This is a genomic window from Cobetia sp. (assembly GCF_983723665.1).
Genome location: NZ_CFDJES010000004.1, coordinates 18,518 through 29,465 on the forward strand (window position 1 = coordinate 18,518; position 10,948 = coordinate 29,465).

Genomic DNA, 10,948 nt, shown 5'->3' on the forward strand with positions numbered 1-10,948 from the left:
CAGAGCTGGCCTGGAAAGATCTAGCCTTGCGCGGAACGCGGCATGGCATCGTCGATGAGCGCGGAGGACGGGGCATCAGGTGCGCCGCTGCGGCCGTCGTTGCCCTCGCCAGCCGGCTGGGCGGTAGCGCGCGGGGCCTTGCGCTTGTGACGCCGCGACTGCCTGCTGTCCTTGTCCTGCTGGGCGGAAGGCGCCTTGACCGGCAGGCGCGCCCGCAGGTGCTCGAGCAACGCGCGAAAATCATCCGGCTCCATGCCGATGCGCTCCGCTGCGACACTTTCCTGCCATAGCACATAGATCGCCGGCTGCTCACGCCCCAGGTCCATACCCACGACCTTGCCCTCGCGCTGGGTACGCGGGTCGCGCAAGGTAGCACCGATCAATTCATGAGCTTCGCGGATGGCATCGTGCATCTGAGACAGCCTGCTGTGGAAGTCGAGATAACTGCCGGAGAGTGTGCGGCAGTGTGGCAATACCTTCCCTGAATTGCGCACAACAATGGATCACTCGCAGGCCATAGGGCCGCCTGCATGATTTGACGTTGTCATGACCTGGCTCACTGATAGACGCAAGGCCAACAGGTGCGAAGTGTAACACACCGCCACAGTTTCGCTAATTTCACTCGACCGTGAATTACGATGACGACATGTTGACCACCTTTCTCGACGTATCAGTGCACGTTTCACACCACCTGACCCAACTCTGTCGCGATCGTGCTCAGAAAAGTTGCCATAAGGTCACGCCATTGACGCAAGACAACGACACTTTGCGCCTTGAAGCACCTCCCGCACTTTCGTGGTGCGCAAAAAAAACCTCTCCCATTGGGAGAGGTTCAAAAATGGATGACGCGATGTCATTCCGAGCAGCATCGAAGCCGGTCTTGGCGCCAACCCTGACCGACCACCGATTCAAAGGGGACGAATGGCATTGCCTTGTCCGTGGAGCCTGAGCGCGACGCGAGAATCCTCGGGCCACTCGTCCTCACCTGTTGGGAGCCTGCCCTCCTGTCTTGCCGACAGACTGACAGGCCCCCGAATTCTTGCTGTCCCGCGCGGCCTTGTCGGTTGATCGATGAGGGATCAAAGGCCGCGCGGGACTCACCAAGCGCTTACTTGGCGGCTTGCATTGCCAACGCAGTGTCGAGCATACGGTTGGAGAAGCCCCACTCGTTGTCGTACCACGCCATGACCTTGACCAGGCGATCTTCGCTGACGCGAGTGTGATTGCTGTCGAAGGTGGAAGAGTGTGCATCGTGGTTGAAGTCGATGGACACCAGCGGCAGCTCGTTGACGGCCAGCACGCTGGAGCCTTCGGCGGCCTTGGCCACGATGGCGTTGATCTCTTCGATGGAGGTATCACGCGACGCGGTGAAGGTCAGATCGACCAGCGACACGTTGATGACCGGCACGCGGATCGCCAGACCATCCAGCTTGCCGTTCAGTTCCGGCAGCACCAGACCCACCGCCGCGGCGGCACCGGTCTTGGTCGGGATCATGGAATGGGTCGCGCTGCGGGCACGGTACGGGTCGGAGTGGTAGACATCCGACAGGTTCTGATCGTTGGTGTAGGCGTGAATGGTGGTCATCAGGCCGTTCTCGATGCCGACTTCATCATTCAGCGCCTTGGCGACCGGCGCCAGGCAGTTGGTGGTGCATGACGCGTTGGAAACGACCTGATGCTCGGCCTTCAGCACATCTTCGTTGACGCCGAACACGACAGTTGCATCGGCATCGCCGCTCGGCGCGGAGATCAGCACACGCTTGGCGCCGGCTTCGATGTGCTTGGCAGCGGCAGCACGCTTGGTGAACAGACCGGTGCATTCCATCACCAGGTCGATGTCCAGGCTGGACCACGGCAGCTGGGCCGGGTCACGCTCGGCCAGGATGCGGATCTTGTCGTCACCGACGAACAGATTCTCTTCGTCGTGCGAGACAGTCTCGGCGAAACGGCCGTGGACGGTATCGCGGCTCAGCAGGTGAGCATTGAGCTTCGGATCACCCAGATCATTGATAGCGACGACCTGGATACGATCGTTGTACTGACCTTCATACAGCGCACGCAGCACGTTGCGACCGATGCGACCAAAACCATTGATGGCGACGCGTAATGTCATGACTCAACTCCTGTGGCGTATGGCGGGTGCAGGACCAGACCTGATCCAGGAACGAAAGCCTGCAATGCGTTCCGTGAAATTATCCTACACGCTTTTCCCATAATTTGGCCGAAAGTCGTCCAGTCTTCAAGCAGTTTTTTTGTTAAATTTACCGAATATTCCGAACAAAACCGTTTCTCGAGCGCCATGACGCGCTACTGTAGGCTACCCCGGTAACCGAACGACGCGACACGAGTGAGGCCAGAGGCTTTACACCGCCATCACCACTGGATAGCGTCGCCGGATAGCAGCACGCCCACACAGCGGGAAACGCTTTCTTTCGCCAGCCTCGGCGCCCTGCGCCGCCTGATACATGAGGTAAGAGCATGTCAGTCAACCAGACCGTAGAGCACGTGACCCAGCGCATCATCGACCGCTCCCGCGAACGCCGCGCCGCCTATGAGCAGTTGATGGAAAGCCAGCAGCGCCGCGGTGTACACCGCTCCGAGCTCTCCTGTGGCAACCTGGCGCACGGCTTTGCCGCCTGTGGCGAGACCGACAAGAATCGTCTCAAGCTGATGAACTCGGCCAACCTGGGCATTATTTCGTCATATAACGACATGTTGTCCGCCCACCAACCGTTCGAGGACTACCCGCGCATCATCAAGGAAGCTGTCCAGGCGATGGGCTCCACCGCCCAGTTCGCCGGCGGCGTGCCCGCGATGTGCGATGGCGTGACCCAGGGTCAACCGGGCATGGAGCTGTCGCTGTTCTCCCGCGACCTGATCGCCATGGCCGCCGCTGTCGGCCTGTCGCACAACATGTTCGATGGCGCCCTGTTCCTCGGCGTGTGCGACAAGATCGTCCCGGGCCTGTTCATCGCCGCCGCACGCTTCGGCCACCTGCCGACGCTGTTCGTGCCGGCCGGCCCGATGCCCTCCGGCCTGCCCAACAACGAGAAGGCGCGTGTCCGTCAGTTGTTCGCCGAAGGCAAGGTCGGCCGCGATGCGCTGCTGGAAGCCGAGTCCGCGTCCTACCACAGCCCGGGCACCTGCACCTTCTATGGCACCGCCAACTCCAACCAGCTGATGGTCGAGCTGATGGGCCTGCACCTGCCGGGCGCGTCCTTCGTCAATCCGGGCACCCCGCTGCGCGAAGCCCTGACGCGTCACGCCGCCGAGCAGACCATCCGCAACAGTGAAGTCGGCGGCGACTACCGTCCCTTCTATCGCCAGATCGATGCCCGCGCCATCGTCAATGCCATGGTCGGCCTGCTGGCTTCCGGCGGCTCCACCAACCACACCCTGCACCTGGTCGCGATGGCCGGCGCAGCGGGCGTGACCATCACCTGGGATGACTTCACCGAGCTTTCCGCGGTGGTGCCGAGCCTGACGCGCATCTACCCGAACGGCCAGGCCGACATCAATCACTTCCAGGCGGCCGGCGGCATGAGCTTCCTGATCCGTGAACTGCTCAAGGCGGGTCTGCTCCACGACATCCCCACCCAGGACGGCGGCACCCTGGCCGGCTATGTCCGCGAGCCCTTCCTCGAGAACGGCAAGCTGGTCTGGAAGGACGGCCCCACCGACAGCCTCGACGAGGATGTGCTGCGTCCGGTGGCCAACCCGTTCGCCCCGACAGGCGGCCTGACCGTGCTGGACGGCAACCTCGGCCGCGGCGTGATCAAGGTCTCTGCCGTCAAGGAAGAGCATCGTCTCGTCGAAGCGCCGGTGAAGCTGTTCAGCGACCAGGATGAGATGAAGGCCGCCTTCGAAGCCGGTGAGCTGGAGCAGGACATGGTCGCCGTGGTGCGCTACCAGGGCCCGCGTGCCAACGGCATGCCGGAACTGCACAAGCTGACGCCCTACCTCGGCATCCTGCAGGACCGCGGCTTCAAGGTCGCACTGGTGACGGATGGCCGCATGTCTGGCGCCTCGGGCAAGGTCCCGGCCGCCATTCACATGACGCCGGAAGCGCTCGACGGCGGCCCGCTGGCACGCCTGCGCGAAGGTGACGTGGTCCGCCTGGATGCCAATGCCGGCACCCTCACAGCGCTGGTCGATGAAGCCGAATGGGCCGAGCGCGAGGCCGAGACCATCACTCGCGACAGCTATCATCACGGCCTGGGCCGCGAGCTGTTCTCCGGCATGCGTTCACTGGTCGGCGGTGCCGAGGAAGGCGCCTCCAGCTTTGCTGGCTACGGCGACCTGCCGGGCAGCGGCCACGACCTGATGTGATGGGCGCACCCTGTCACTCTCCTGAGGCACTGACGCAAAGGAAGGATGCCGGACGATGACCCGCGACACCTCCCATCGCCTTGCTCTGGTAGGCGATATCGGTGGCACCAATGCCCGGCTGGCACTTGTCCAGCCGGGCAGCCACACCCTGCAGCACATCCAGACGCTCGCCTGCGCCGAGCATGCCGGGCTTGAGGAGGCCATCCAGGCCTACTATCGGATGCTGGGCCTGTCAGAGGCCGAGCAACCCGTCGAGGCCTGCCTGGCCTTCGCCTGCCCCGTGCATGATGAACGCGTCAGCATGACCAACAATCACTGGACGTTTCTCAAGCGCGAGGTGCGCGAATCATTGAGGCTTGAGCGCTTCAAGTGCCTGAATGATTTCACCGCCATGGCGCTGGGCGTGCCCCACATCGAGGCCAGCGAACGTCTGGCCATCGGTGAGGAGCTCACCGAAGGTAGTGGCGATGCGGCCTCGCCACGCCTGGTGATCGGCCCCGGCACCGGCCTGGGTGTCGCGGGTCTGGTGCGCGGCACGCACAACTGGATTCCTCTCGCGACCGAAGGGGGGCATGCAAGCTTCGCCCCCACCGACGAGATCGAGGATGGCCTGCTCGGCATCTTCCGCCGTCGCCATGGTCGCGTCTCGGTGGAGCGCCTGCTGTGTGGCCAGGGCATGCTCGAGATCTATCAGGCCCTGGGCGAGCTTCGCGGCCTGCCGACTCCCCTCGACAGTGCGGCCAGCGTCAGCCAGGCAGCGCATGAGCACCTGCATCACGATGAACCGCAGAATGCCCTCGCCTTTGATGCCGTGATGCGCTTCATGAAGATTCTTGGCGCGGTCGCCGGCGATGCAGCACTCACGCTGGGGGCGCGCGGCGGGGTCTATCTGTGTGGTGGCGTGCTGCCGCGCAACCTGGATCTGCTGATACGCAGCGATTTCCGCCACGCCTTCACCGACAAGAATCGTCTGAGCCGTTACAATGCCGCGATACCCACCTGGGTGGTGACCGCGCCGTGGACCGGCCTGCTGGGCGCCGCCGAGGCTCTGCACAATGAAGAGGTGGCATGATGCATCGCAACCTCCTGAACCATCGAGGTAGCTCGAGATGATCCCCGAAAGTCTGCGCGCACTGATCGCCGACACCGCTGGCCAACGCACTGTCGAATGGCAGGGCCGCTCGCTGTTGATCCTCAACCAGGAGTGGGGCGAGCTGGTGGTCTGCCACCAGGGGGCTCAGGTGCTGCACTATCAGCCGACGGGCGACTCTCCCTGGCTGTGGGTGACGGAAACGCCCGCCGCCCTGCCGGGCAGCATTCGCGGCGGCATTCCGCTGTGCTGGCCCTGGTTCGCGGATGAGTTCCCCGAGGGCGAAAGCGAACTGCACGGCCCCGCTCGCAAGGCCGACTGGCGCATCGATGCGGTGGACGAGGAAGAGGAAGGCGTCGAGATCCATGCCTCACCGGTCTCAGCGCTGCATGCCGCCCTCTCTCCGCGCGTGGTGATCTTTGCCAGCCGCCGCTTCCTCAAGGTCGAGCTGATCACGGAAAACCGTGGCGAGGCTCCGATCAAGATGACCGGCGCGCTGCATACCTACTTCGCAGTGGCGAATGCCTTCGAGTGTCGCGTCACTGGTCTGGCCGGCGCCAGCTACCTGGACAAGAGCCAGGACTTCTCGCGCTTCGACCAGCAGGGCGAACTGGGCGTGCGCGGCCCGCTGGACCGCATCTACCAGACCAGCCAGGTTCAGGTGCTCGAGGACGGCAAGCGTCAGCTGCGCATCGCCAAGCAGGGCTCTGACTCCACGGTGGTCTGGCATCCCGGTGACGCGCCGCCGGCCGACACCAGCGTCGAGAATGCGCGCAGCTTCCTGTGTGTCGAGACCGCCTGCACGCGACTCGATCCGGTCTGGCTGCCGCCGGGCGCTCAGCATCTGCTGGCTCAGCACATCTCACCGCTGAGCGGTGATGAGGCAAGCGGCGAGTGAATGACAGCCGGCCACGCGACTCACGGCGTGGCCGGCACCTTGCGCACCTTGTCGGCCAACCGAGAGCTCTCGGCGCCTGAATCGTGTCATCCACACGACTCCCGACTGACAGTGACTTTCGCCTCGCCTGCAAGCGTGCGTCGGGCCGCCACAGAATGCGACCCGCCCCGATGAACTTCAACAACCCATACGATGGACACTTCCATGCTGCAATTGACCCGTAGTGTTTCCTGGCAGGCGCTGACCCGGCTGGGCGAGGTGACCCGCAACGACCGCATCCGCGATTACTTCGCGGCGGATCCCAAGCGCTTCGAGAAGATGAGCCTGCGCGTCGGCGGCCTGTTTCTCGACTACTCCAAGCACCACATCTCCGATGAGGTGATGGAGGCGCTGGTCGAACTGGCTGAGCACTCTGCACTCGTTCAACGTCGCGCGCAGATGTTCTCCGGCGACATCATCAACGTCACCGAGAATCGCCCGGTGCTGCACACCGCACTGCGCAGCCAGACCAACACGCCGGTCATCGTCGATGGCAAGGACGTGATGCCGGAAATCCACAAGACGCGCGAGCAGATCCGCGCCTTCTCGGAAGCCGTGCGCAGCGGTGAGTGGAAAGGCTTCGACGGCCAGCGGATTCGCGACGTGGTCAACATCGGCATCGGCGGCTCCGATCTGGGCCCCAACATGGCCTGCCGTGCGTTGCTCAAGCATCGCCACCCGGAAATCAATTTCCACTTCGTCTCCAACGTCGATGGCAACCACATCCAGAAGGTGCTCAAGCGCCTGGATCCTGCCACCACGCTGTTCATCGTCTCCACCAAGACCTTCTCCACCCAGGAAACCCTGCTCAACGCCAAGACGGCGCGCCGCTGGTTCCTGGAGCACGCCGGTCAGGATGCCGACGTCGGTGCCCACTTCGTCGCGGCTTCCACCAACCGCAAGGCGGCCAAGGAATTCGGCATTCGCGAAGAGAACGTCTTCGAATTCTGGGCCTGGGTTGGCGGTCGCTACTCCATGTGGTCTTCCATCGGCCTGCCCATCGCCCTGTCCATCGGCTATGAAGGCTTCATGGAGCTGCTGGAAGGCGCCCATGAGATGGACCAGCACTTCATCAATGCGCCGATGGCCGAGAACATGCCGGTCCTGATGGCGCTGATCGGCATCTGGTACATCAACTTCATGGGCGCCGAGACCCAAGCCATCGTGCCTTACGACCAGGCCCTGCATCAGCTGCCCGCCTTCCTGCAGCAGCTGGACATGGAATCCAACGGCAAGTCAGTCGACATCTTCGGCCGTCCGGTGGACTACAAGACCGGCCCGATCGTGTGGGGCGAGACCGGCTCCAACGGCCAGCATGCCTTCTTCCAGCTGCTGCACCAGGGCACGCGCTACGTGCCCATCGACTTCATCGCCTCGCTGAAGCCGGAGCCGGGTACCGAAGAGCACCACTTCGCGCTGATCACCAACATGCTGGCGCAGGCCAACGCCTTCATGGAAGGCAGCCAGGATGGCAGCAACCTCGATCCGCACTACAATTGCCCGGGCAACCGCCCGTCGAGCACCCTGCTGCTGGATGAGATGACCCCGCGCAACCTCGGCGCACTGATCGCCCTCTACGAGCACAAGGTCTTCGTGCAGGGCGTGATCTGGAACATCAACTCCTTCGACCAGTGGGGCGTGCAGCTCGGCAAGCGCATCGCCGGGGAAATCAGCGCGCGTATCGATACCGACGTGAAGGCCTTCGATCCGTCCACCCAGGGCCTGCTGGCGCTGGTCCGCGAGCACTTCCCTGCCGGTGGCGCCACCCAGGCGGATGACAGCAACGACAAGCCGGGCAAGAAAGCCAAAGGCTCCACGACGACCACTCGCAAGGAAACCTCCTCCTGATGACTCCGGTAATCGCGTTCGGCGAAGCGCTCGTCGACATGCTCTCCAACAAGCTCGGCGGCCAGGCCGTCGAGCAGGAAACCTTCACGCCCTACGCGGGCGGCGCACCGGCCAACGTCGCGGTGGCCTGTGCCCGTCTCGGCCTGCCGAGTCACTTCGTCGGCATGCTGGGTCAGGACAGCTTCGGTGACTTCCTGCACGACGAACTGAGCGCTCATGGCGTGCAGATGGATCACGTCAAGCGCACCAGCCATGCGCGCACCGCACTCGCCTTCGTGTCTCGCGATGAAGAGGGTGAACGCCGCTTCGACTTCTATCGTCCGCCGGCCGCTGACCTGCTGTTCCGTCCGGAGCACGCCGGGCCTGAGCTGTTCGCGACCCCCGCCATCTTCCACCTGTGCAGCAACAGCCTGACCGACGCCGGCATCGCGGACACCAGCTTCGTGCTGGCGTCACGCGCACGTGCTGCAGGCTCTCTGGTCAGCGTGGATGCCAATCTGCGTCACAACCTGTGGCCAAACCAGCAGGTCGATGTGACCCTGGTCACGCGCCTGCTGGACAACGCCGATATCCTCAAGCTGTCCCAGGAAGAGGTCGAGGCACTGACCGGCAGTCAGCCGCAGACCGACTGGCTCGAAGCGCGCCTGAAAGCCGGTGTGCGCCTGATCGTGCTCACCGATGGCCCGGGCGTGATCCGTGCCCTGGTGCGCAAGCAGAGCGGCGACATCGAGACCGTCAGCATCACGCCGCCCACCGTCAAGGCGGTCGATACCACGGCCGGTGGCGACGCCTTCATCGGCGGCTTCCTGTCAGCCCTCAGCGAAGCCGGCATCAATGCCGACAACCTGAGCGACTGGTGCGAAGACGAGAGTCATCTCAACGCCGCACTGGAGCGTGCTGCAGCCTGCGGTGCCTTCGCCGTGACTCGCCCGGGCGCCTATGCCGCACTGCCCAAGCGTGAAGATCTCGACGCCATGAAATGATGGCCGGATAATTGCGCTGACAGGTTATCCGCCAGCGCCATCATTTCCCTGAGAGGCGCATGATAAAAGCCCCTTTGATCATCAGATCAAAGGGGCTTTTTTCGTGACCATGACGCTAATGCTTGCGCATTGGCTACCCTCCCTTCATCGGACAGGGAGTCAGTCATCACAGAAGAGACAGACGTAAAAAAGCCGGCCCTGAGGGACCGGCTTTCGTTAGCTTGCTAGACGATTGAAGACGTCTTAGAAGCCGTAGTAGATGCCGACTGCAGCGCCGTCACTAGCATCGCCAGAACGATCGTACTGGGCGTATTCAATGTAGGTGTACATCGCGGAAGAGATGTTGTAAGTCACACCCAGGTTGAATTCGTTGAAGCTGTCGTCGCCACCGTTTTCAGTAGCCACGGTGGAAGCGTCTTCAGCGTCGACATACTGGTAGCCGCCGTAGACGTCGCCCATGCCGTAGCCGTAACGCGCGCCGATACCGTAGTAGTCGACGTCGGTGTCATCTTCTTCACCCGCGAAACGCTCAGCCTTGACGGCGATACGCAGGGCATCGACGGTGTACTGACCGGTGATACCGTACTGGTCACCGATGTCGCTGCCGTTGGTGGCTTCGAACTGGTCCAGGTTGTCATACACAGCGGCGAGGGAGAAACCGCCGACGGTGTACTTGGCACCAGCGAAGAAGGACGCCTGATTGGAATCGGTGATGTTCTCGTCTTCGCCATCGCCTTCGAAGTTGGAACCGACGGCGAACTGCATGCCGCCCATGACCGGAGACATGTACTGCAGCTTGTTGCCTTCACGAGTCTGGCTGTCGCCAGTGATCTGGGAGCTGGAGTCAGTCAGGTCGAAGTATTCGTTGTTGGAGATCGGATCCTGGATCCAGTCATCCATCAGCTGATCCCAGGAACCGATACGCGCGTCACCGAAGGAGCCCTTGGCACCGACGTAGGACTGGTCGCCATCGTTCAGGCCGTTGCCGCCGCCCTTGGATTCGTCAGCGTCGTATTCCCACTCAGCCTTGAAGTAACCAACGATATCGTCGTTGATCTTGTGCTCGCCCTTGGCACCGAAGGTAGAACCGTTGTCACCCAGTTCGCTTTCCGGATCACCGCCGAGCTGGTCGACATAAGTGTATGCCAGCTGCACGTTACCGTAGATGTCCAGCTTGGTACCGTCCTGGTTGTAGACAGTAGCAGCGGAAGCAGAAGTAGCAGCCAGGGCAGCAGCGCCGGCGATGGCAGTAGCCAGAAGTGTCTTTTTCATCGCGATAGTTCCTTAACTAGCGTTAACTGTTCGATCGTGTCTGCCGATGGCAGTGACCAAGGTTCCGGGCGCTTGATGACGCCTCTAAAACTCTGTGGCCTAGTTATTATCCAATGCTCGCAGGGAAACCATATACCGGGCTTTCAGGATGTGCAACAGAAAAAAACACTGTTTTCGATCACCACTCCTGAACCTATCCATCGGTCGGTTGTCTGGCGTGAGCATACTCTAGGGCTCAAGAATGAAGGATTCATGACAACCATGCGTCTTGACGCGGATTCCTGCATCACCGAGCGCATCGCTGAGCGTTAATCCCGGATTCATTGTGGAAAAACCTCGCTTGCGACAAAAGTCGCAGAACAAATACCCGTCAACTGCTGTGCTTGTCTGATGCCAAGTTGTGGTTTCCTCTCAGCTTTATCTTCATGAAAGGCACCGTCCCTGTGCCAATGATTCATTCATGAGTCTGCTATCAATATCGGTCATCAA

The 10,948-nt window shown here is 62.2% G+C and carries 8 protein-coding genes; 5 read left to right on the top strand and 3 right to left on the bottom strand.

Going from position 1 to position 10,948, the window contains the following annotated elements:
• Positions 1 to 20: 20 nt before the first annotated feature.
• Together AC4FAH_RS00995 and gap are read right to left on the bottom strand one after the other, a co-directional pair.
• Positions 21 to 413, bottom strand: a complete 393-nt coding sequence (locus AC4FAH_RS00995) for a hypothetical protein (protein WP_225347129.1) — start codon at positions 411 to 413, stop codon at positions 21 to 23.
• Positions 414 to 1,108: 695 nt separating this feature from the next.
• Positions 1,109 to 2,113: a type I glyceraldehyde-3-phosphate dehydrogenase gene (gene gap, locus AC4FAH_RS01000; RefSeq protein ID WP_043331416.1), complete on the bottom strand. Its 1,005-nt coding sequence runs from the start codon at positions 2,111 to 2,113 to the stop codon at positions 1,109 to 1,111.
• Positions 2,114 to 2,478: 365 nt separating this feature from the next.
• Here gap and edd point away from each other — a divergent pair, with 365 nt between their 5' ends.
• The 5 genes from edd to AC4FAH_RS01025 all read left to right on the top strand — a co-directional run bounded on the left by edd (position 2,479) and on the right by AC4FAH_RS01025 (position 9,187).
• Positions 2,479 to 4,329: a phosphogluconate dehydratase gene (gene edd, locus AC4FAH_RS01005; RefSeq protein WP_054555569.1), complete on the top strand. Its 1,851-nt coding sequence runs from the start codon at positions 2,479 to 2,481 to the stop codon at positions 4,327 to 4,329.
• 55 nt (positions 4,330 to 4,384) lie between these two features.
• Positions 4,385 to 5,401 carry a glucokinase gene (glk, locus tag AC4FAH_RS01010; protein ID WP_153636384.1) on the top strand — a complete coding sequence of 339 codons (1,017 nt, stop codon included), beginning with the start codon at positions 4,385 to 4,387 and terminating at the stop codon, positions 5,399 to 5,401.
• A 37-nt stretch (positions 5,402 to 5,438) separates the two neighbouring features.
• The gene (locus AC4FAH_RS01015) at positions 5,439 to 6,317 is read left to right on the top strand and encodes a D-hexose-6-phosphate mutarotase (RefSeq protein WP_153636385.1); all 879 of its coding nucleotides are present in this window, start codon (positions 5,439 to 5,441) and stop codon (positions 6,315 to 6,317) included.
• Positions 6,318 to 6,521: 204 nt separating this feature from the next.
• Entirely contained in the window at positions 6,522 to 8,204 is a 1,683-nt protein-coding gene (gene pgi / locus AC4FAH_RS01020; RefSeq protein ID WP_054555572.1) for a glucose-6-phosphate isomerase, read from the top strand.
• A complete protein-coding gene (locus AC4FAH_RS01025) occupies positions 8,204 to 9,187 on the top strand; it encodes a carbohydrate kinase family protein (RefSeq protein WP_054555573.1) in 984 nt (327 codons plus the stop codon). The genes pgi and AC4FAH_RS01025 overlap by 1 nt, the downstream gene beginning before the upstream one ends.
• Positions 9,188 to 9,430: 243 nt before the next feature.
• Here AC4FAH_RS01025 and AC4FAH_RS01030 read toward each other — a convergent pair whose 3' ends face one another.
• On the bottom strand, positions 9,431 to 10,459 hold the full coding sequence (locus AC4FAH_RS01030) for a porin (RefSeq protein ID WP_153636386.1): 1,029 nt from the start codon (positions 10,457 to 10,459) through the stop codon (positions 9,431 to 9,433).
• Positions 10,460 to 10,948: the final 489 nt, after the last annotated feature.

Bases quoted from the DNA above. Each gene is read 5' to 3' on its own strand.
- AC4FAH_RS00995 (WP_225347129.1), bottom strand. From the start codon at position 413: ATGCACGATGCCATCCGCGAAGCTCATGAATTGATCGGTGCTACCTTG.
- gap (WP_043331416.1), bottom strand. From the start codon at position 2,113: ATGACATTACGCGTCGCCATCAATGGTTTTGGTCGCATCGGTCGCAAC.
- edd (WP_054555569.1), top strand. From the start codon at position 2,479: ATGTCAGTCAACCAGACCGTAGAGCACGTGACCCAGCGCATCATCGAC.
- glk (WP_153636384.1), top strand. From the start codon at position 4,385: ATGACCCGCGACACCTCCCATCGCCTTGCTCTGGTAGGCGATATCGGT.
- AC4FAH_RS01015 (WP_153636385.1), top strand. From the start codon at position 5,439: ATGATCCCCGAAAGTCTGCGCGCACTGATCGCCGACACCGCTGGCCAA.
- pgi (WP_054555572.1), top strand. From the start codon at position 6,522: ATGCTGCAATTGACCCGTAGTGTTTCCTGGCAGGCGCTGACCCGGCTG.
- AC4FAH_RS01025 (WP_054555573.1), top strand. From the start codon at position 8,204: ATGACTCCGGTAATCGCGTTCGGCGAAGCGCTCGTCGACATGCTCTCC.
- AC4FAH_RS01030 (WP_153636386.1), bottom strand. From the start codon at position 10,459: ATGAAAAAGACACTTCTGGCTACTGCCATCGCCGGCGCTGCTGCCCTG.